The organism is Microbacterium sp. LWH12-1.2 (assembly GCF_040675825.1).
GTDB lineage: Bacteria > Actinomycetota > Actinomycetes > Actinomycetales > Microbacteriaceae > Microbacterium.
In genome coordinates, this window is the sequence record NZ_JBEGIJ010000001.1 from 3,296,159 (window position 1) to 3,315,748 (window position 19,590).

The 19,590-nt window shown below is 67.7% G+C and carries 18 protein-coding genes; 11 read left to right on the plus strand and 7 right to left on the minus strand.

Annotated features, from left to right (window positions below):
• The first annotated feature begins 8 nt into the window (after positions 1 to 8).
• Together MRBLWH12_RS15730 and MRBLWH12_RS15735 are read left to right on the plus strand one after the other, a co-directional pair.
• Positions 9 to 1,439 (plus strand): glycosyltransferase family 2 protein, encoded by a 1,431-nt coding sequence (locus MRBLWH12_RS15730; protein ID WP_363550612.1) that lies wholly within the window; start codon positions 9 to 11, stop codon positions 1,437 to 1,439.
• Entirely contained in the window at positions 1,436 to 1,642 is a 207-nt protein-coding gene (locus tag MRBLWH12_RS15735) for a hypothetical protein (protein ID WP_341976310.1), read from the plus strand. Before MRBLWH12_RS15730 ends, MRBLWH12_RS15735 begins: the two co-directional genes overlap by 4 nt.
• Here the strand turns inward: MRBLWH12_RS15735 and MRBLWH12_RS15740 are convergent.
• Positions 1,604 to 2,344 carry an EAL domain-containing protein gene (locus MRBLWH12_RS15740; protein ID WP_363550614.1) on the minus strand — a complete coding sequence of 247 codons (741 nt, stop codon included), beginning with the start codon at positions 2,342 to 2,344 and terminating at the stop codon, positions 1,604 to 1,606. The two genes, MRBLWH12_RS15735 and MRBLWH12_RS15740, sit on opposite strands and share 39 nt — an antisense overlap.
• A 92-nt stretch (positions 2,345 to 2,436) precedes the next feature.
• Between MRBLWH12_RS15740 and MRBLWH12_RS15745 the strand changes: the two genes are divergently transcribed.
• Positions 2,437 to 3,471 (plus strand): GGDEF domain-containing protein, encoded by a 1,035-nt coding sequence (locus MRBLWH12_RS15745; RefSeq protein WP_363550616.1) that lies wholly within the window; start codon positions 2,437 to 2,439, stop codon positions 3,469 to 3,471.
• A gap of 82 nt (positions 3,472 to 3,553) precedes the next feature.
• On the opposite strand, the gene MRBLWH12_RS15750 is transcribed toward MRBLWH12_RS15745, so the two are convergent.
• From MRBLWH12_RS15750 to MRBLWH12_RS15765, 4 genes are all read right to left on the minus strand, one after another.
• Entirely contained in the window at positions 3,554 to 4,591 is a 1,038-nt protein-coding gene (locus tag MRBLWH12_RS15750) for an FUSC family protein (protein WP_363550618.1), read from the minus strand.
• A 41-nt stretch (positions 4,592 to 4,632) separates the two neighbouring features.
• The gene (locus MRBLWH12_RS15755; protein WP_363550620.1) at positions 4,633 to 5,271 is read right to left on the minus strand and encodes a hypothetical protein; all 639 of its coding nucleotides are present in this window, start codon (positions 5,269 to 5,271) and stop codon (positions 4,633 to 4,635) included.
• A 54-nt stretch (positions 5,272 to 5,325) separates the two neighbouring features.
• The gene (locus tag MRBLWH12_RS15760) at positions 5,326 to 6,612 is read right to left on the minus strand and encodes a glycoside hydrolase family 16 protein (protein ID WP_363550622.1); all 1,287 of its coding nucleotides are present in this window, start codon (positions 6,610 to 6,612) and stop codon (positions 5,326 to 5,328) included.
• A gap of 96 nt (positions 6,613 to 6,708) precedes the next feature.
• The gene (locus tag MRBLWH12_RS15765) at positions 6,709 to 7,809 is read right to left on the minus strand and encodes an ROK family transcriptional regulator (RefSeq protein ID WP_363550623.1); all 1,101 of its coding nucleotides are present in this window, start codon (positions 7,807 to 7,809) and stop codon (positions 6,709 to 6,711) included.
• Between the two features lie 124 nt (positions 7,810 to 7,933).
• Here MRBLWH12_RS15765 and MRBLWH12_RS15770 point away from each other — a divergent pair, with 124 nt between their 5' ends.
• Genes MRBLWH12_RS15770 through MRBLWH12_RS15785 form a run of 4 tightly spaced genes read left to right on the plus strand, consistent with a single transcriptional unit; the run spans position 7,934 to position 12,265 of the window.
• Positions 7,934 to 9,256 (plus strand): ABC transporter substrate-binding protein, encoded by a 1,323-nt coding sequence (locus MRBLWH12_RS15770; protein ID WP_363550625.1) that lies wholly within the window; start codon positions 7,934 to 7,936, stop codon positions 9,254 to 9,256.
• 2 nt (positions 9,257 to 9,258) lie between these two features.
• Positions 9,259 to 10,182, plus strand: a complete 924-nt coding sequence (locus MRBLWH12_RS15775) for a carbohydrate ABC transporter permease (protein ID WP_341976302.1) — start codon at positions 9,259 to 9,261, stop codon at positions 10,180 to 10,182.
• A complete protein-coding gene (locus MRBLWH12_RS15780) occupies positions 10,179 to 10,997 on the plus strand; it encodes a carbohydrate ABC transporter permease (protein ID WP_363550627.1) in 819 nt (272 codons plus the stop codon). The genes MRBLWH12_RS15775 and MRBLWH12_RS15780 overlap by 4 nt, the downstream gene beginning before the upstream one ends.
• The gene (locus MRBLWH12_RS15785; RefSeq protein WP_363550629.1) at positions 10,994 to 12,265 is read left to right on the plus strand and encodes a Gfo/Idh/MocA family protein; all 1,272 of its coding nucleotides are present in this window, start codon (positions 10,994 to 10,996) and stop codon (positions 12,263 to 12,265) included. Before MRBLWH12_RS15780 ends, MRBLWH12_RS15785 begins: the two co-directional genes overlap by 4 nt.
• Here MRBLWH12_RS15785 and MRBLWH12_RS15790 read toward each other — a convergent pair.
• Together MRBLWH12_RS15790 and MRBLWH12_RS15795 are read right to left on the minus strand one after the other, a co-directional pair.
• The gene (locus tag MRBLWH12_RS15790) at positions 12,242 to 13,147 is read right to left on the minus strand and encodes an alpha/beta fold hydrolase (RefSeq protein WP_363550631.1); all 906 of its coding nucleotides are present in this window, start codon (positions 13,145 to 13,147) and stop codon (positions 12,242 to 12,244) included. The genes MRBLWH12_RS15785 and MRBLWH12_RS15790 overlap by 24 nt on opposite strands.
• Complete coding sequence (locus tag MRBLWH12_RS15795; RefSeq protein ID WP_363550633.1) at positions 13,144 to 14,334, minus strand: M24 family metallopeptidase; 1,191 nt, start codon at positions 14,332 to 14,334, stop codon at positions 13,144 to 13,146. The genes MRBLWH12_RS15790 and MRBLWH12_RS15795 overlap by 4 nt, the downstream gene beginning before the upstream one ends.
• 161 nt (positions 14,335 to 14,495) lie before the next feature.
• On the opposite strand from MRBLWH12_RS15795, the gene MRBLWH12_RS15800 reads away from it, so the two are divergent.
• The 4 genes from MRBLWH12_RS15800 to MRBLWH12_RS15815 all read left to right on the plus strand — a co-directional run bounded on the left by MRBLWH12_RS15800 (position 14,496) and on the right by MRBLWH12_RS15815 (position 19,579).
• Positions 14,496 to 15,971 (plus strand): peptide MFS transporter, encoded by a 1,476-nt coding sequence (locus MRBLWH12_RS15800; protein WP_341976297.1) that lies wholly within the window; start codon positions 14,496 to 14,498, stop codon positions 15,969 to 15,971.
• Positions 15,968 to 17,203, plus strand: a complete 1,236-nt coding sequence (locus MRBLWH12_RS15805) for a metal-dependent hydrolase family protein (RefSeq protein ID WP_341976296.1) — start codon at positions 15,968 to 15,970, stop codon at positions 17,201 to 17,203. The genes MRBLWH12_RS15800 and MRBLWH12_RS15805 overlap by 4 nt, the downstream gene beginning before the upstream one ends.
• Before the next feature lie 65 nt (positions 17,204 to 17,268).
• Positions 17,269 to 18,465, plus strand: a complete 1,197-nt coding sequence (locus MRBLWH12_RS15810; protein WP_363550635.1) for a PucR family transcriptional regulator — start codon at positions 17,269 to 17,271, stop codon at positions 18,463 to 18,465.
• A 58-nt stretch (positions 18,466 to 18,523) separates the two neighbouring features.
• Positions 18,524 to 19,579: a DUF998 domain-containing protein gene (locus tag MRBLWH12_RS15815; RefSeq protein ID WP_363550637.1), complete on the plus strand. Its 1,056-nt coding sequence runs from the start codon at positions 18,524 to 18,526 to the stop codon at positions 19,577 to 19,579.
• The last annotated feature ends 11 nt before the right edge of the window (positions 19,580 to 19,590 follow it).

Genomic DNA, 19,590 nt, shown 5'->3' on the forward strand with positions numbered 1-19,590 from the left:
GTGACGTCGTGAACAGGTTCTTCCAACGAACCGTCGGTCTGGCGGTGATCGTGATCGTGCTGCTCGCCGCCGGGCTGCTGTGGTGGGGGATCGCGGTGACCGATCCGCCCGTCCTCTGGGAGCCGGCGCAGTTGACCCTCGCCGGTGCGTGGAAGATCCTCTACAGCACCGAGCTGCCTCACCTCGGCGTGCTGGCCGCTGCTGTCGGTATCGCCCTGCTGCTCGTGCTCTTCGTCGTGATCAGCGAACGGGTGGTCGCCGGCCGCTATCGCCGTGCCGACACCGAGGTGACCGGGCTCCTGCTCGCGCCGCGCGCGGTGATGGAACGCACCCGCGGGGTGTTCGCCGGCGATGTGACGGTGACGGTGCTGATCCCCGCGCACAACGAAGAGGCCTCGCTGCCGCTCACGCTGCGGTCGCTGCAGCAGCAGACGTCGCCTCCTGCCCGAGTCGTCGTGGTCGCCGACAACTGCACGGATCGCACCGTCGCCGTCGCCAGAGAGCACGGTGCCGAGGTCTTCGAGACCGTCGGGAACACGCACAAGAAGGGCGGCGCCCTCAATCAGGCGCTGCAGGATCTGCTGCCGGATCTGGGTGACAACGACACCGTGATGGTGATGGATGCCGACAGCCAGATCGGCGATGACTTCCTCGCCGAGGCGATGCGCCGCTTCAGCGACGATCGTGCCCTGATGGCTGTCGGGGGCCTCTTCGAAGGGGAGGAAGGCCACGGCCTCCTCGGTCAGTTCCAGCGCAACGAGTACACCCGCTACCAGCGCGAGATCCGCCGCCGGGATGGTCGCGTCTTCGTGCTCACCGGCACGGCATCCGTGTTCCGCTCGGCAGCGCTGCGCGCCGTCGCGGACGCCCGCGGCACGGAGCTGCCCGGCACTCACGGCGAGGTCTACGACACCTTCGCCCTCACCGAGGACAACGAGCTCACGATCGCGATCAAGTCGCTCGGCGGCCTCACCATCTCACCGACCGCCTGCTCGGTGGTGACCGAGCTCATGCCGAGTTGGCGGATGCTGTGGGCGCAGCGTCTGCGCTGGCAGCGCGGGGCCCTCGAGAACCTCGGAGCATACGGGGTGACGCCGCAGACCCTCCGCTACTGGGCGCAGCAGATCGGCATCGGCTACGGCGTGCTCGCGCTGTTCACGTACTTCGCGCTGATCATCCTGATGATCGTCGCGATGGACACATGGGTGTGGTTCCCGTTCTGGATCGGCATCGGAGTGCTCTTCTCGATCGAGCGCACCGTCACGGTCTGGCGCGGAGGGTGGCGGGCGAGGATCATCGCGATGCTCGTGTTCCCCGAGCTCGTGTACGACTGCTTCCTGAACCTCGCCTTCCTCCGGGGCGTGTTCGAGATCGCCTTCGGGCGAAGCGCCACCTGGAAGCACGTCGACCACGGAGCCGAGAAGGCGGTCGTCGCATGATCGCACCCGCCGGATTCCTGCTGCCGGAGTCGGTTCTGTATTCCGACTGGTTCGGCGTACTGGCGACGTTCGTCGCGATCAACACGGTGATCTACGTGGTGCTCGGCAGCATCAAGATCTTCCCGAAGGTGCGGCTGCGTCGCCATCGCGGCGCGAGCCGACGGTCAGAGACCCGGAGCATCCACCCCGACGCGCCGGTGTAGCTCGGCGAGCATCTCGGGGACGCCCTCGGCCGGGGTGGGGACCCCGAGATGGAAGCCCTGCGCGAGATCCGAGCCGAGAGCGCGCGCCCGTTCGACCTCGGCGTCGTCGGAGACGCCTTCGACGAGGATTTTCGCGCCGCTTTCGCGCGCCGCGGCGAGCAGGCCTTCGAGCACGCCCCGCGCTGTGTCGTCGGCGGCCACCTGCCAGAACAGGGTGCGATCGATCTTGACGACTTCGGGGCGCAGCGTCGTGATCCTCGCCTCGTCGGCGCTGGCTGCACCGGCGTCATCGACGAGGAGTTGTCCGCCGAGACCGGTGACCCGCTCTCGCACGGCGGCGAGGCTCGCGGTGGTCGCCCCCTCATAGATCTCGAGTCCCCAGGGTCGCGCACAGGGTTCGAGGATCTCGGCCATCTCTGGCCGAAGGATGGTGGAACCGGAGGCGTTGAGCGTGACGAACGCGTCAGAGGGCAAGGCGACCGCAGCGCTCACGGCGTTGCGGATCAGGTCGAGCTCCAGTTCCTCCCGGGAACCGGCGGCCTCTGCCCTGGCGAGGTGGGCGGGCGGCGGAGCGCCGTCTGCGAAGCGGGCGAGTGCTTCGAAACCGACGACGCGCCAGAGATGGAGGTCGACGATCGGCTGGAAAACGATCGTCATGCGCGTCGTGGCACCCTCGGCGTCGAGGCTGGCGTGGTTTGGCACGATTCAGTGTAGCTCCGGACAGCGTCTTCACCGGAGGAGCGTCTAGCCTGGATGTCGGGACGGTGTCAGAACGCGCCGGGGGGAGTAGGAACATGGTCGTCCAGGACATCCGCGCTGCTGACGCGGAGGATCTCCGCTGGCTGCGGACGGGATGGTTGCGGCATGTGCGCGAGCGCACGTCGACCTATTCCGTGGTGACAGCCGCCATCGCCCTCTTGTTCGCCGCCCTGGGCGCTTTCGAGTTGTTCGAGAAAGATCTCACCCTGTTCGAGCAGGTGCTCTCGATCGGTATTCTCGGCATCTGTCTTGCGCTCGTCGTGATGGTCGCCCTCTTCGGGGTGGAACTCGCGCGTTGGACCGGAATCGCCCTCGTCGTCGCGCACGCGGTCGTCTCGGCCTATTACCTCGGGTTCTCCGACGAACGGCAGAACGCCATCGCCGCGCTGCAGGAGCTTCCGCTCATGGCCATGTACTTCTCCTGGTTCTACGGCGCCCGTATCGCGCGGCTCGGCGAACTCGCGATCCTTGCATTCGTGGGCGGCGCGATCGTCTACGGGCCGTACACGACAGCCGTCGAAGGGACCAATGCCCTTCTGGGGCCGGTGAATCTCTTCGGTGCGGCCCTGTTCACCTGGCTCTGCCTGGAAGCGGGGCTTTTCGTCCGTCACCGCATCCGGCTCGAATCGCACACCGACGAGCTCACCGGCGCGCTCAATCGTCGCGGCTTCGTGGCGAAATCCGGGATGGAGTTCCGGCGCGCCGCGCGTCATGATCGCCCCGTCAGCATCGCGGTCCTCGATCTCGACAAGTTCAAGTCGGTCAACGACGGGGCCGGGCACGCGGCAGGGGATTTCGTGCTCAGATCGCTCTCTGCACAGTGGATGTCGCTCTCGCGCTCGTCCGACATCGTGGGCCGGCTCGGCGGTGACGAGTTCGCGATGCTGCTGCCGGAGACGGACGCCGAAGAGGCCAGGTTGTTGATGCATCGGCTCCGTGAGTTCGCGACGCACCCGTGGTCATGGGGAGTCGCGCAGATGAAACCCGGCGATACCGTCGACACCGCTCTGGTCCGCGCCGATCAGGCGATGTACGACGACAAGCGCAACGACGCCGATCCGCTCCTCTGACGACGGGTCGCCGGCGTTCGCAGAGCGCAAACGGCTCCATTTCGGGCTGAGATCCAGCCGTTCGCGCTCTCTGAACTCGAGGTCAGTCCTCCCCGACGAGCTGCCCGCGGATGCGCCGGAGATCCTCCATCAGCGAGCCGACGAGAATCCAGTGCGCCGATGACGGTGGGCGGATGACGAGCGGCGCGGTCAGCGCGGGGATCGACGAGGTCAGAGTCTCGGGGTCGGGCGACACCTCGGCGATCTGCACGGCGAGGCGCACATCGTGCCCCGCGCGCCGCAGCTGTTCCGCGATCGCCGCGACGGCCGGCTCCTCGCCGAGCGCATCGTCGTAGTGATCGAAGTAGGCGCGCGTCATCCCGATCACCTGGGTGACGATCGGTGACATCTTCTGCAGAAGAGCGCGCATCTCCTGCAGGTCGGCGCGGTGCGTGGAGCGGCGCGGGTTCAGCGTCAGGGACTCCTCGCCGGCGGCGATGGATGCTTCGGCGGCATTCTTCATCGGCCGCAGCAGTCGCACCTCCAGCATCAGCTCCTGCAGAGCCGCCGGCGCCTGCGGTTCCGGCAGGGCATCGGCGAGGCGGTCGAGGCTTGCGGCGAGCTCGGCGCCGAGAAGCCCCAGGTCGCGCCGGGCGGGAGCGATGAGCACGGGCGGGACGATGAGCGCATTGACGACGATGCCGATGACGACGCCGATGAGCGTCTCCGCGATGCGCGCGATGGCGTACTCCGGACTGGATGACCCCAGGGCGAGGACGAGCATCGCCGAGATCGCCACCTGATTGCCGGTCCCAGGAGTCGCTCTGAGCACCCACGCGACGAGCATCGCGACCACGATCGCCAGGAGCACGATCCAGCTCGGGGATCCGAGGAGCAGACCGAGGGCGACGGCGATGACGACGCCCACGATGACACCGATGCTGCGCTCGAGTGCCTTCGACAGCGACTGGTTCACGCTCGGCTGCACGACCAGCAGCGCCGCGATCGCGGCGAAGACCGGAAGCTGCCCGGGAAACGCCCAGCCCGCCAGCAACCACGCGGCGATCGTCGCCGCGGCGGATTTCACGACCTGCAGCAGTGGGGCCCGCTTCGCAGCGCGGATCGTGGCAGGGATGCGCATGCCGATAACGCTAGCCGTGCATGCTGCATCCCCCGGGATCGCTAGGGCGCGCCCGTCGTCTTTCGAAGAGGCCCCTTCGCGATGTCGTCGATGAGCCATTGCCCGTCGACCTTCGTCAGCGTGTACTCGCGCGGCTGGGCGAGCTGGGTTCCGGCTGCGACGTCGAGCTCATGAAGATATCCCTCCGATGCGCCGACGATCTGGAAGAGCGATTCGAATCCGACCGTCGCGTGCGCGCGGTCGGCATCGATGCTCGACGGCATCCACGCGACCCCTGTCTGCTCGATCGTCAGATCGTTGTCGACGTACAGCGCGACGACGGCATCGTTGTATCCCTGTACGGAGAGCCTCTCGGCGAACGCGGGGGTGAAGTACGACGTCTCGGCCGCGACCGACGCGGTGGCGGTACCCGGCGACCGATTGTCGGATGCTCCGGAGTGGAGCGCGACGACCTTCTGCAACGCCTGCACGTCGGCATCCTCGAGGTCCAGTTGCTCCCCCGTCGATGCGATGGTCCACAGCGTGGCGTCGGGGTCGAATCGCGGGGTGGGACTCGCATCGGCCTGGGGGGATGCCGCCGGCGGCGTATCGGTGCACCCCGACAGTCCTGCGGCGCTGACCGAGGCGACCGCGAGGGCGATGGCGATCGAGACGAGTCTGCTCGAACGGATGCTCTTCATGATGTGCTCCTCACGGGAGGAGGGCCGTCAGCCCTCCTCCCGGTTCGCGGATCGTCAGTTGGCGGGTGCGGCGTTCAGCTGCCAGTGGGAGGACCACCACGTGCTGGGCACGCTGCCGAACTCGACTTTGCCGTTGCCGTTCTCGACGTGCAGGGCGCCGGACGCATTCTGGATGCGGACGTAGCCGCTGCCCGCAGACGGCGCCGACCACTCGGCCGCCGTTCCCGCCGTTGCGGCGGTGCCGTGACGCACGGTCGTGCCGTTCACGTAGAGGTACTGGTTCGTCCATCGGTTGCGGTACTTGATCGCACCTGATGCCGTCGTCTCCGGAACCCATTGCGCGCTCCAGTAGGTGCTGGGCACTTCACCGAACCGGACGAGGCCGTCGTTCGGCTCGACGTTGACGGCTCCTGCCCTGTGCCGGTTGTTGATGAGTTTCCAGGTGGGAGACACTGCCTCGGTGTACCCGGCGTTGTCCTTGTAGACGCGCAGGTAGTCGACTTCCCACTGCTTCGGCCACACGTCGTTCGGCTGGCCGGAGCCGGCGCCGGTGTAGATGTTCATGATGATGCCCATGGCCGTGTTCGGGGCGTCGTTGATCGTCTTCACCAGCTGGCCGTCGTAGTAGAACTTCAGTTCGGTGGGCGTCCAGTCCATCGAGTAGATGTGGAACTCGGTCGTGGGCGAGCCGGAGACCGGGACGTTGGACAGGTGCCACGAGCTCAGGAAGTTCGGGTCGCCCCAGCCGTAGGCCGCGATGCGCCAATTGGTCGGGGTGCTGAAGAACGTCTCGATGAAGTCGATCTCGGCCTGGCCGCCCGTCGTGTTGGTGCCGACGAGCCACACGGCCTGATGGCCGCCGCCGCCCGCGTTCGACTTCTTCGCCCTGACCTCGAAGTACCCGTACTTGGTCGAGTAGCCGTTGAAGGTGGGAAGGTTGTTCCGGTTCACGGCACTGCCGTTGAACGGATGCCAGTTGTTCTGGTTGTACGTCTGGATCGCCGAAGACACGACGGTGCCGTCCTGGTCGGGGTTCCACGGCGGCTGGTCCTGATCGACGCGGAGTTTGATGGTGCCGTTCGAGATCGTGTACCGCGCCGCTGTGTCGGCGATGTCGGAGGCCGGTACCCAGTGCGGGAGGTAATTGGGCAGCCACTTGTCGGTGTTGAGCGTCGTCCCGCTGAACTCTTCGCTGAAGTCCAGGGTGTAGCCCGGCTTGTCGACCGGATTCGGGGGCGTATCGGCGGCCCATGCCGGCGGGGCTGCGAGCACGAGGGCGCTCAGGGCGGTCGCGGTGACGGCAGCCGCCGCGAGTCTGCGGGGGAATGTTCGGCGGATCATCTTGCTCCTCAAGGATCGACTTTGATCGATAGATCGGAGGGTCGCGGGGGTGCGCCGGTCCGACGAGGACAATTAACCCGGACTCTTACGTAATTGTCAAGACGTGTGTGCGAAGAGCTGCTCGCGACCGGAGGCACTGCTCACTGCGAGAGCTCCGAGGCACGGTGCCGCTGCCCCGAGCGTCGACGCGCGGAGCTCGGGGATGAACAGGGCGCGCTCCGAGAGCTCGACCCGCAGGGCATCGGCGATCCGACCGGACCCTTCGGGGATGCTGCTGCTGACCACGACCGCATGGGGGTCTATCGCGAGCACGAGCGCGCCGAGGCCGTCGGCGATCCCGGCGGCGAACTCGGCCACGGCGTCATCGTTGCCGCCGGTGAACAGGGTCTCGATGCCTCCCTCGGCTCGGGCGGAAAGTCGTTCCTGAGCCTGCGGCCACGCCACGCGACCGAGAGCGCCGATCTCGCCGGCCGCGCCGTGCGCGCCACGTGCGACTCGCCCGTCCACGACGGACGCGGCCGAGATCCGATTGCCGATACGCAGAACCACGGCGGTCTCGTCGGAGCCGATCGTGCCGTTCTCGATCTCGGCGAGCGCGGCGAGCTTGGTGTCGTTGTCGAAGAAGATCGTCGTCTGCGGGTAGGCCCGCCGGAGGTGCGCATCGATGTCGATCACGAGCCAATCCGGAACGACGGTCGTCTTCACCGGGTGGCCGTTGGCGTCGACGATGCCCGGGATGCCGACGGTGAGTGCGGCGAGATCGTCGGCCGACTTTCCCGCTTCCGCGAGCAGTGCGTCCACGACCCCGAGGATCGCGGTCACCGCGTCTTCGCCGCCGGAGAGGTCCTGTTCGATGCGGCGGTGGGGAGCGGTGACCGTGCCGCGCAGATCACCGGCGATGCCGGCGATGCCGTGGGGGCCGATGTCGATCCCGATGACGATGCCGCGATCAGCGGCGAGCCGATATCCGCGTGCCGGACGGCCGGCGCGTGTCGGTCGCAGCTGCTCGGCGCGGATCAGCTCGTTCTCGAGCATCCCGGAGAGCACAGCCTCGACGGTGGTGCGGGAAAGTCCTGTCGATGCGGCCAGGTGGGTGGCCGTCATCGGTTCGGTCGTGTCCCAGAGTGTGGTCAGCACGGCCTGGTCGTTGAGGCGCCGCATTGCTGCGAGGTCGGTTCCGAGCGCGGGGGATGTCACGTCTCCTGACTATCACATCCGCGCGTCATGCGGCTTGACAGCCTGCAGGTGGTGACCTATCTTGGGGAATTACCACGGAGAGTTGCAAAATAAAGACTCCCCTCACCTGGAAAGCGACAATCACATGCAACGACGCACCCGACTCGTGCTCGCGCCCCTCGCGGCGAGCACGCTTCTCGGCATCGCTCTCACTGCCTGCGCTCCCGGCGCGACGACCAACGACAGCGCAGCCGACATCGAGGCCAGCACCGAGCTGACCACCGACGAGATCACCCTCACCCTGATGTCCACCCCCGAGTCCGGCGCAGCCACCGAGGCGACGATCGCGGCTTTCGAAGCCGAACACCCGAACATCGCCATCGAGTACTCGCAGACGAACTACGACGACTACAACCAGAGCGTCAACCTGAACCTGTCCGGAGATCAGTCCCCGGACATCGTGCTGCTCAACGCCGTCGCCAACACCGTCAAGAACAAGCTCGTGCTGCCCCTCGACGACTACGCCGGCCTGTACGGATGGGACGACTTCTTCCCCGCCAATCAGCTCAACCAGTGGCGCGTGGCCGAGGACGGATCAACCCTCGGCGATGGCGGCGCTCTCGTCGCAGCGCCGGCGGGCTTCTCGCTCGTCGGCGTCTACTACAACAAGGCTCTCGCCGCACAGCTCGGCATCACGGCGCCGACGTCGCTGGCGGAGCTCGAGGCCTCTCTGGAGAAGGCGAGCAGCGCCGGTGCGCTGCCCGTCCAGCTCGGCAATGCCGAGGGACATGCGGCCTTCATCGTCCAGCTCCTCGGGCAGGGTGAAGCAGGCGCCGACGACGCCAACGCCTGGGCCTTCGGTCACGAGGGGGAGACCTTCGACACGGCGGCCAACCGCACCGCCGCCGAGACGCTCGCCGCCTGGCAGAAGGCCGGGTACCTCGGCGATGCCACGACAGCCAACGGCACGGATCTGCAGGGCGCGGTGGACAACTTCATCGCGGGTAAGGGGCTGTTCCTCGTCGACGGCATCTGGGATGCGGGCAAGATCGGCGACGGGCTGGGTGACAGTGCGGGCTTCCTGCCCTTCCCCGGTGCGAACGTCACCGGAATCGGCACGTCCGTCGCCTACGCCATCTCGGCGCAGAGCGAGCACCCGAATGAAGCGGCCGCGTTCCTCGACTTCCTGCGATCCTCAGAGGCGAGCGAGCAGCAGTTCGCTCAGGGGTTCATGCCGAACGACCCGACCGTCGCCGTCGCCGAGGAGGGGACCCTCCAGGGCGACATCGTCGCCTCCTGGGCGAAGGTCGCCGAGGCAGACGGACTGGTCGCGTTCAACAACAACGCCACGGCCACGATGAACGACACGCTGAAGGCGGGCACCCAGCAGCTCATCGCCGGGCAGCTCTCGGTGGACGACTTCCTGGCATCGATCCAGGATGACTGGGCGAAGGCGCACGCGGGCTGACCATGACGACATCGTTGTCCCGCACGCGGGGGGAGTCGGCGCACATCGCCGGCTCCCCTCGCCGCCCCCGCCGCGGCTGGAGCGCACTCCTCTACATCCTTCCGGCGTTCGTGTTCTACGGAACTTTCATCGTCGCGCCCTGGGTGCAGAGCATCTGGCTCTCGTTCTGGAACTGGGACGGCATCGGCGCGGCCACATGGGCCGGTGTCGAGAACTACGTCAAGGTCGTCACCGACGAGCGCCTGCTCACCGCGCTCCGCAACGGCCTCGGGTTCATCGTGTTCTATACGGTGTTCCCCGTCATCCTGGGCCTGATCATCGCCGCGGTGATCGCCGCCCGCCCTCGGCGCGGATCGGGACTGGTGCGGACCATCCTCTTCCTTCCGCAGATCCTTCCGCTCGTCGCCGTCGGCGTCATCTGGCGGTATCTCTATGCAGCCGACGGGCCCATCAACCAGGGCCTCACCGCGATCGGCCTCGGCGACGTGGCGCGTGCGTGGCTCGGCGACTTCACCTGGGCCTATCCCGCCGTCGGCGTGATCGGCACCTGGGTGACGACCGGGCTCTGCATGATGCTTCTGCTCGCCGGCATCCAGAAGATCGATCCCTCGCTCTACGAAGCCGCGCGCCTGGATCGCTGCGGACCGATCCGGCAGTTCTGGCACGTGACCGTGCCAGGCGTGCGGGCCGAGATCGTCGTCGCGGCCACGGTCACCCTCATCTCTGCGCTCGCGAGTTTCGACATCGTCTACGTCACCACCGGTGGAGGTCCCGGATACCAGACCATCGTCCCTGGGGTGCTCATCTACAAGCTCGTCTTCACGTCCAACGAGGTCGGTCTCGCGTGCGCGCTGGCCACCGTCCTCAGCGCGATCATCCTCGTCTTCGTCGCGCTCATCGGCCGAGCCGGAAGGCGCAACGCATGAGATCCCCCGCCTCCCGCATCCTTTCCGCGGCGTTCCTCCTGGTCGCGGCACTCAGCGTCGTGCTCCCTTTCCTCGCGCTGGTCTCGGCCGCTCTGCAGCCCGCCGACACTCTGGTCCCGCGGCTGACCTGGCCCACCGACCCGCAGTGGGGAAACTTCCTCACGGCGTGGAGCATGGCCGGCTTCGGATCCCTCCTCGCATCCAGCGCGATCATCGCCGTGGTGGTCGTGCCGATCGCGGTGATCTGCTCCACGCTCGCCGGCTACGCGATGGGGATGATGCGGATGCCCGCGAAGGGGGCGCTCTTCGCCTTCTTCATCGCCGGTCTCACCCTGCCCTACGAAGCGATCGTGATCCCGCTGTACTTCGCGATGAGGTCGACCGGACTCATCGACACCTATTGGGCGGTCATCCTGCCTCTGGTCGGCGCGTTCATGCCGTTCGGGATCTTCTGGATGCGGACGCACTTCGAGTCCGTGCCTGCCGAGATCATCGAGGCTGCGCAGCTCGACGGCGCCGGCCGCTTCCGCACGCTCGTGCAGATCCTCATCCCCGGTGCGCGGCCGGCCATCATCACGTACGCCTTGCTGACGTTCATGTGGGCCTGGAACCAGTTCCTGCTCGCGCTCATCCTGATCCGCGATCCTGCCCGCCGCACCGCGCCGTCGGGCCTGGGCACCTTCGTCCAGCAGTACGGCGAGAACATTCCGCTGCTCGCCGCCGGAACCCTCATCGTCATCCTGCCGATCGTCGTCCTCTACTTCATCTTCCAGCGCAAATTCGTCGCTGGGCTCGTTCAAGGAGCTCTTAAATGACCGCCGTCGTCCCCACCCGTCTCGCCATCATCGGCGCGGGCTCACGAGGAACCGGTTATGCGCGACGCGCGGTCGCCGAGGGTGCGCTGATCACCGCCGTCGTCGAACCGGACGAAGCGCGGCTGCGGGCATTCCTCGCGGAGCTCTCCGCGCAGCCCGTGATCGTCTACGACACGTGGCAGGAGATCGCCGCACTGCCGACGATGATCGCGGACGCGGTCGTCGTCTCGACCCCCGACCGGCTGCATGCCGAGCCGGCGATCGGCCTCGCTCGTGCCGGCTACCACTTGCTGCTGGAGAAGCCGATGGCTCCGACCGAGGAGGAATCGGCGCGCATCGTGGCGGCGGCCGAAGAGGCCGGAGTGATGCTCGCGGTCTGCCATGTGATGCGGTATTCGAGCTACTCGCAGACCCTCAAGAACCTGCTCGACGAGGGGGCGATCGGCCGTCTGGTCTCGGTCGAGCACCTCGAGCCGATCGGCTGGTGGCATTTCGCCCACTCCTACGTGCGAGGCAACTGGGCTCGCGAGGAGGACTCCGGACCGATGCTGCTCACCAAGAGCAGTCACGACATCGACTGGCTGTCGTACATCGTGGGGCTTCCCGTCGAGAGGGTGTCGTCCTTCGGGAGCCTCCTGCACTTCCGGCCGGAGAGCAAGCCGGCCAACGCGACGGCACGCTGCCTGGATTGCCCGCTGCAGAACACCTGCGCCTACTCCGCGACGAAGATCTATCGTGGCTTCCTCGGCGACGAGACGTTCGAGCGGTGGCCCCTCGCCGTGCTCACCACCGATGTCACGGCATCCGGCATCGATCGCGCTCTTCGGGACGGGCCGTACGGCCGCTGCGTCTTCGACGGACAGAACGATGTCGTCGATCATCAAGTCGTGAACATCGAGTACCAGGGCGGCGTCACCGCATCCTTCACCGTCACGGCATTCACGGAGCTGGACTTCCGCAAGACCAGGCTGTTCGGAACAGCCGGGAGCATCGAGGGGGATGGGCGCACGCTGGTGGTCCATGACTTCGTGGAGGACCGCAAGTACGAGGTCGTTCCCGAGTCGCGGGGCAACGCCAGTGCCGCCGACGGCCATGGCGGTGCGGATGACGCGCTCGTCCAGGCGTTCCTCCACGCGGTGCGCACCGGGGACCGATCGGTCCTGCTGTCCGGGCCGGAGGAGAGCCTCGCGACGCACCGAGTGGTCTGGCTCGCCGAGGAGGCGCGGCGGACGAACGCCGTCGTGTCAGTGGCGCACGTGACCGGATGACCGCGCGGCAGCCCGGGCCTTACCGCGGCACCAGCGGAGCGCCTCCACCTCGTGGTCGCGCAGCCAGTGCCCGCCGCCGGGCACGAGGTGCATCTCCGCGTGCGGGATCAACTCGAGCCAGGCTTCGCCGTGCGACGCAGGAACGAGCACATCGGCACAGCCGTAGATGAGCCTTGTCGGCATCCGCACGTCGTCTGTGTCGAATGCCCACTCCCTGTTGAACAATGCGAGGTCGTCCTCCACCCAGCCGTCGATGCCGTGCACGGCCCACTCCGTCGCCTCGACCGCTTCCTCGTGTTGCACATCGGCACGGCCGAGCACCTCGCGATCGCTCTCGGGCAGTCGAGCCATCCAGTCGTTCAAGGCATCCGTGCCGGGGCCGAGCGATCCCAGATGCTCGCGCAGCGCGTTCTCGCCTCGGCGCGCGGCATCGATCTCGGCGACCGTCTCGTCCACCATCCCGCTCGCGGCGTCGAAGCCGAGACGGGCGGGGCCGAGACCCACGTCGACGCAGAGCGCAGTGACCCGCTCCGGCAGAAGCGCGGCGGCCGCGACGGCGTGCGGCCCCCCACCCGATGTGCCCATCACCGCGAAAAGATCCGCACCGCAAGCGTCTGCGATGCGTGCGCTCCACTCCGCAGCATCGGCGACCGTTCGCCCTGGTGTCGAAGGTGAGCCGCCATAGCCTGGCCTGTCGTACGAGCACAGCCTGACGCCGGCCGCAGAGGGACCGTCCCAGCCGCCAGGAACGGCGATCGAACTGCTCGGCGTGCCGTGATGGAAGACGACGAGAGGGCCGTCGGGATCACCCCACTCGCGCACGCGGATCGAACCTGCCGCCGTGTGCAGCACGAACTGCTCATTCCAGGGCGCCGCGGTCATGCGAACTCCAGGACGTCGCGCGGCAGTGACGAGAGGAATCGAGGACCGGCCTCCTCGAAGACGACGGTGTCGACGAGGATCAGCGACGTCCAGGACTCGAAGTTCGTCACAAGTCCCGCTTCGATGACGTCGTCTCTTTCGTCGTCCATCCCCCAGGTGAATTCACCGACGAAGTCGGTGGGTGCGACGGAGAGCCCGAGTTCGTACGCGGCTGAGCCGGCACCTGGCGCCCCGCTGTCCGCGAAGTAGGAGCGAAGGGCGCCGATCAGCTGTCCCCACGGTGCGCCGACCTTCCCGTACTGCAGGACCAGGTCGTACGCCCCGGCGGCGATGGCGACCTGTCGCCGGCTCTCATCGGAGACCCCGTCGAACATCAAGGGTCGGGTGGCCCTGGCGTGGTATCCGTCGACAGACGAGGCCATGTCAGGATGCACGACCGGGCCGGAGCCGAGGGCTGTACGCCCGCTGAGTCGGTGCAAGGCGGAGACCGTGGCGCCTGCGGCTACCGTCTCGTGCAGCGCCGCCGGCTCCCCGCCCGCGCGCACCATGCCCAGTGAATAGATGCCCCACGCCTCGAGCTCGGTCGTCTGGGGAGTGGCCTCTGCCAGGATCGCGCGGATGCCGGCATCCGTCGCCGCCTGCGCCTGTTCGACCTTGCTGATCTCGGCGGGGCTCTTCAGACGCCGGATGCCGCGGAACGGCAGCGTGACATCGACGATGCGGCATCCGAGACCCTCGAGCATGGCGTCGACGACGTCGGCGACGGCGGGGCTCGGGATGCAGCTCCACCGTTCCATCCCCACCCGTGTGCCCGCCCATGGGCGTATCTGGTCGGCGAGGAAGGCGACATAGTCGGCGAGTGACGCCTCGTGCATCTCCGAGGACGTGGGGAGCGTGCGGACGTCGTCGAGCACAGTCCCGGTGCGAGCGAGCTCCTCGTGGTAGCCGGCATCGATGATGAACGGGCTTCCCTCCTCGACGTGCACGACGATGCACTGCGCCGGCGGCATCGACGTCGACGTGTGCTGGCGATACCAGCGGACGCGATAGCCGGTCAGCCACGCCATCGTGTCGGGGGCGGTGAGGATGGCGACCGTGACGTCGGCGTCTGCCATCGCTCGTCGCATGCGTCGAAGGCGGTCGGTGTACTCGTCTCGGGAGAAGGGGAGATCTGCGTCGTTGCTCACTCGACCATCGTCACCGCTCCGACGAGGATCGCGTCTGCGACACTCGTCGTATTTCTCGTCTCAGATTTCCACCGCTGTCGAAACCGCCGGAGTCCGCGATCGGATTGACTCTCGACAACCCGAAGCCGCATCGCGGCACCCCATGCACCAATGGAGGCGCAATGACCGTCAGCAGCTCGACCAGCGCTCCACCGACAGCGCGTACGTTCTTCGGCCTGCCCCGGACGATGTATCCCGTGGCCGGCTTTGCGGGATTCGATGCCCTCGCCTACTACGGCATGCAGACGATCCTCGTGTATTACGTGTACTTCGCCAGCAGTGAGGGGGGACTCGAATTGTCCCCCTCTGTGGCGATCGCGATCGTGTCGACGTACAGCGCCTCGACCTTCCTCGCGACGATCTTCGCCGGCTGGTTGGCCGACAATGTGCTCGGTGCCGGCCGTGGGTTGCGATGGGGCGCGGTGCTCGCGTTCATCGGCTACCTCGTGCTCGCGCTCGTACCGGGTCATATCGGTCTGACGATCGGGCTCCTCGCGATCGCATTCGGGGCCGCGTCGATGTGGGTCAGCGAGGGCACGTTGCTGGGAGGAACGCTCAACACGCACGAGTCCAAGCGCGAGTCGGGCTTCACCATCTACTACCTCGGAAGCGCGGGCGGCGCCATGGTCGGCATCACTCTCACCGGCGTGCTGCAGACGGAGTACGGCTTCCGGATCGGGTTCCTCACGTCCGCGATCGCGATCCTGGTCGGTCTGCTCGTGTACCTGCCGTTCCGCCGCGGGACCGAGGCCACAGCCCCCGTCCTCGTGGGCCGCGGCGTTCACGGCTGGGCGCTCGCCTGGCCGATCCTCGGCGTCGTCATGGCTGTTGCGGTTGTCATCGGCACGGTGTCAGCCGGCTGGAACCCGGCGACGTTCGTCGGTATCGGAGCGCTCGTCGTCGCCGTCGGGGTGCTGGCCAAGCTGCTCACCCGCCACGACCTCGACCGCGAGCACAAGCGACGGGTGCTGCGCTATCTGCCTTTCTTCTGCGCGACGGGTGTATTCGCGATGCTCTATCAGCAGCTGTACACGACCGTGGCGATCCACTCCGAGGCGAGCACCGACCGGGTCATCTTCGGTGTCGAACTCCCGCCGTCGATGGTGCTCGGCATCGCGCCGCTGTGCACGATCATCGTCGCGCCGATCCTCGCAGCAGTCTGGGGAGCGCTGGGGGAGCGGCAGCCGTCGCTGCCTGTGAAGTTCGCCGTCGCGTTCGCCGGATGCGCGCTCGGGATGGGGTGGCTCGCCGCGGCCTCCGGAGTCGGCGGACTCACTCCGATCATCGTGCTCGTCTTCATCGTGTTCGTCTTCGGCGCCTCCGACGTCGTCGTCTCGCCATCCGGTATTTCCCTTGCCACAGCCGTCGCTCCCGAGGGATTCGAGACGCGCATGCTCTCGGTGCACTACCTCTCCGTCGCGATCGGCATCGCCGCGGCCGGCGTCGCCGGCGAAGGGTTCATCCCGGGAGAGAACGAGACCGGCTATTTCGCCGGCTTCGCCATCGTCGGCGCTGTCGTCGCCGTCGCCATGATCATCGTGCGGGTCGTCGTCGGTAGACGCCTGGTCACCACCGAGGAAAGAGAGGTCGTTCGATGACCACTGCAACGAACACCGTCAGGACCATCCGTGCCGGAGCAATCGCCGATGTGCTCACCGGAGAGGTGCTGACCGACCATGCCATCGTTCTCGAGGGTGAGCGCATCGCCGCCGTCGAGCCATGGTCCATCTCGCGGCACGGCGGTGACGACGTACTCGACCTGAGCGAGCACCTCGTCGCCCCCGGGCTGATTGATCTGCACACGCACCTCATCGGCGAGCTCGAACGAGGCAGCTACAGTCCATTCCTGACCGGCTCGCCGGCCCGCGACGCGCTCCTGGGAGTGCGCCACGCTCGTGCCACGCTGCGCGCGGGATTCACGACCGTTCGTGACGTCGGCAGCTTCCGCGCCTTCGTCGACTGCGACTTGCGTGATGCCATCGACTCCGGCATCTGCGAAGGTCCGCGCATGGTGTGCGCCGGCGCCTACGTCACCTGCTCGTCCGGCGGAGGAGAGATCACCGACCTCGCCGTCGACATCGAACTTCCGAAGTCCTACCGCTTCGGCGTGGCCGATTCGGTCGACGAGGTGCGCTCGGCGGTGCGTCGGATCGCGCACCGCGGAGCAGATGTGATCAAGGTCATCACCACCGGGGCCGTCTACGCCTCGGGCACGAACCCCGGCGCGCCCGAGTACACCGAGGCCGAGCTGCGGGCCTGTGTCGAAGAGGCGGCTCTCTACGGTCTCTACGTCGCGGCCCACGCGCACGGTGAAGAGGGCGCGCTGCGGGCGATCCGCGCCGGTGCCCGGACCATCGAGCACGGCACCCTGCTCGGCGAGGCCGCCATGTCGGCGATGATCGAGCACGGCACCTATTACGTGCCGACCACCTATCTGCTGCAGTGGGTCGAGGAGCACGCCGAGCGGGAGAATCATCCGGCCGGCGTCCGGGCGAAGACGGCTGCGGTGGGTGCCTCGGCGCGTGCCGCCGTGCGGCTCGCCATCGAGGCCGGCGTGCGCATCGCGTACGGCACCGACGCGATCGTGTTCCCCCATGGCAGGAACGCCGGCCAGTTGGCGGAGTTCGTCGAGTGGGGAATGACTCCCATGCAGGCGCTGCAATCGGCGACGACCGTCGCGGCCGACTGCCTCGGGCGATCGGCCGATATCGGAGCGATCGCTCCCGGGCGGTACGCCGACCTCGTTGCGGTCCGTGGAGCGCACCTTGGGGCGATCGAGCGTTTCTGCGATGTTTCGGCAGTCGTGAAGGGTGGAGAGCTCGTCGTGTGACGGGTCCTCGTGCGGTCCGCGGCGTAGGATCAGAGGCGTCTCGCCGGTCAGGTAGCGGAGGCCCGATGTTCGACACCGTGCAGGAGACCGTCGATCGGCTCGCGATGTCGCTGCGCCGGTCCGTGGTGCTCGAAGATGCCGAGTTCGTGCTGCTCGCCAGTAGCGCTCACTACGGCGATCTCGACCCGGCGCGGCTGCAGACGTTGTCGGAGCGGCGCCCGACGGATGCCCTCGCCGCCGAGCTGCGCAACCGACGGCTGCACGCACAACGCGCGCCCCGTGTGATCGAGCCCGATCCCGCTTTCGGGATCGAGTACGCGCGACTCTCGATCACGCTGCGCTCGCGCTACGGCGTGCTCGGGTTTCTGTGGGTCACTCTCGTCGAGCCGCTCACCCCCGGCGAGGTCGTCCTCATCACGGAGACGGTCGAGACGCTGCGCGCCGTGCTGGTGAACATCTCACAGTCGATCGAAGCGGTGAACGCCGAGGTCGAATCCGAGATGCTCGGTCTGCTCACCTCTGATGCACCGAGCAGAGAAAATGCAGCGAACGAGCTCATCGAGCTCGGCATGTTCACGCGATCGCGTCGATTCGTGGCGCTCTGCCTCTCGCTGAATGCCGAGTGGGCGCCGTGGGGAGGGCCACCCCCACGCGAGGTGATCTCGCACGCGCTGCTGCGCGCGATCACCACCCCGATGATCGACGCTTACAGCTTCGTGCCGACCATGCCGGAGACGTTCATCCTGATCGGTTTCCGGAATGAGCCGACTCCGGAAGCGATCGGCAGTGTCGTTGCCGCGATCATTCGCGAGACGGACGCCTCCGACGCGCAGGAGCCGCTCGGCGCCGTCCTCGGCATCGGGGCGCCGGTCGACGAACTGGTCGCGTCGTGGGAGTCGTACGAGCAGGCGCTGATCGCGGTGCGCGTCGCGCGGTCGCGGGGCAGTCGATCGGCATCCTGGAGCGCCGACCCGATCGCCGCGTCGATTGCGACTCTCCTCGCGGACGAGCCGCCGGAGCACCTGCTCCCGGAGCCGCTTCGTCGTCTGGCCGAGGCCCCAGCCGAGACGATCGAGCTGTTCGAGGCGTACGTGACGCACGGCGGCCGGATCGCCGAGGTGGCAGATCAACTCGGTGTGCATCGGGCGACCGTGCACTATCGCCTGCGCCGCGCCGCTGCATCGATCGGTGTCGACATCGATGCCGACGACACGCGATTCGTGATCGGAGCATGGCTCCGGCAGCGATGGTTGCGGGGGTGACCGGCGCGATCTCGGCGGGGTTGGACGCCGCGTCGGCGACCCGTGCTTCGATGGAGTCATGGACACGGCGCGGCGGCTTCGGCAGGAGACCCAGGCGATCTGGGCCATGGTGCTGTGCTTCGCCGTTGGCACCGGCGCGGGGATGCTGCTGCTTCAGGGGGTTCCGCGTCCGCTGGCCGGGGACGGCTCCGTCGTGTTCCCCGCGGCAGGCGTCGCCGCGATCTGTGCGGCGACCGCGTTCGTGGCCAGCACCGTTCTGCACCGACGCGGTGAGACCGCGCCGATGCCGCGCTGGCAGGCGGTGATCTCCGACGTCTCTGCGATCGCGCTCACCATCGCGTTCGGCGCCGTCGCCGCGATGGGGGTGCTCCTCGCCGGCGAGATCCTCGGCGTCGGTCTGCAGGGGCTGGAGCTCTCCGCTCTCGGCGGCGGTCTGCTCACCGGTGCGGCGAGTGCGTTCGCCGGCCGATTCGCGTTCGACGCCGGGATCACCCTGCGCACCGGAGACCTCGCCGGTCTCCTCTTCGGATTCCTCATCATCGGCACGCTCTTCGCGATGCTCACCGCCACCGACCCGCGCTGGTGGGAGCGCAACTTCTCGCAGCTCGGCCTCGGGACCGGCTCCTGGGCCTTCAACGGCACGCTCGTCGTCGCCGGGCTCCTGGTGGCGACGGTCGGCTCGTACATCGGACGCGACCTGCATCGGCTGCGCGGTGATGCTCCACTGCCCCGCATCGGCGGAGTGGTCGCGCTCTGGGCGGCGACCGGGGTCGCGCTCGCCGCGGTCGGGCTGTTCCCGCTGCACGCGGCGCCCGTCGTGCACAACATCGTCGCGTTCGGCGCGCTGGTGCTGTTCGGGGCAGCCGCTGCATCCACCACATTCGTGATCTCGAAGCCGCCGCGTGCTCTCGTGGTGACCACGATCGGGGTGGTCGCCCTCGTCGTGCTCGCGGTGCTGCTGTGGGTGTTCTTCGGGCTCTACTCGGTCACGGCATTGGAAGCGATCGTGATCGGGCTCGGCCTGGTGTGGATGACGACACTCGTGCGGATGCTCGCCATCGTCGTCCCGCCGGAATCTCGGCCGTCGCTGCGCGCCACGCTCCTGCGCGCCTGACCGGTCCGCGG

Excerpts from the sequence above, each read along its gene's own strand:
- MRBLWH12_RS15735 (WP_341976310.1), top strand. The coding sequence starts at position 1,436 with ATGATCGCACCCGCCGGATTCCTGCTGCCGGAGTCGGTTCTGTATTCC.
- MRBLWH12_RS15745 (WP_363550616.1), top strand. The coding sequence starts at position 2,437 with ATGGTCGTCCAGGACATCCGCGCTGCTGACGCGGAGGATCTCCGCTGG.
- MRBLWH12_RS15750 (WP_363550618.1), bottom strand. The coding sequence starts at position 4,591 with ATGCGCATCCCTGCCACGATCCGCGCTGCGAAGCGGGCCCCACTGCTG.
- MRBLWH12_RS15755 (WP_363550620.1), bottom strand. The coding sequence starts at position 5,271 with ATGAAGAGCATCCGTTCGAGCAGACTCGTCTCGATCGCCATCGCCCTC.
- MRBLWH12_RS15760 (WP_363550622.1), bottom strand. The coding sequence starts at position 6,612 with ATGATCCGCCGAACATTCCCCCGCAGACTCGCGGCGGCTGCCGTCACC.
- MRBLWH12_RS15770 (WP_363550625.1), top strand. The coding sequence starts at position 7,934 with ATGCAACGACGCACCCGACTCGTGCTCGCGCCCCTCGCGGCGAGCACG.
- MRBLWH12_RS15775 (WP_341976302.1), top strand. The coding sequence starts at position 9,259 with ATGACGACATCGTTGTCCCGCACGCGGGGGGAGTCGGCGCACATCGCC.
- MRBLWH12_RS15780 (WP_363550627.1), top strand. The coding sequence starts at position 10,179 with ATGAGATCCCCCGCCTCCCGCATCCTTTCCGCGGCGTTCCTCCTGGTC.
- MRBLWH12_RS15785 (WP_363550629.1), top strand. The coding sequence starts at position 10,994 with ATGACCGCCGTCGTCCCCACCCGTCTCGCCATCATCGGCGCGGGCTCA.
- MRBLWH12_RS15790 (WP_363550631.1), bottom strand. The coding sequence starts at position 13,147 with ATGACCGCGGCGCCCTGGAATGAGCAGTTCGTGCTGCACACGGCGGCA.
- MRBLWH12_RS15800 (WP_341976297.1), top strand. The coding sequence starts at position 14,496 with ATGACCGTCAGCAGCTCGACCAGCGCTCCACCGACAGCGCGTACGTTC.
- MRBLWH12_RS15805 (WP_341976296.1), top strand. The coding sequence starts at position 15,968 with ATGACCACTGCAACGAACACCGTCAGGACCATCCGTGCCGGAGCAATC.
- MRBLWH12_RS15810 (WP_363550635.1), top strand. The coding sequence starts at position 17,269 with ATGTTCGACACCGTGCAGGAGACCGTCGATCGGCTCGCGATGTCGCTG.
- MRBLWH12_RS15815 (WP_363550637.1), top strand. The coding sequence starts at position 18,524 with ATGGACACGGCGCGGCGGCTTCGGCAGGAGACCCAGGCGATCTGGGCC.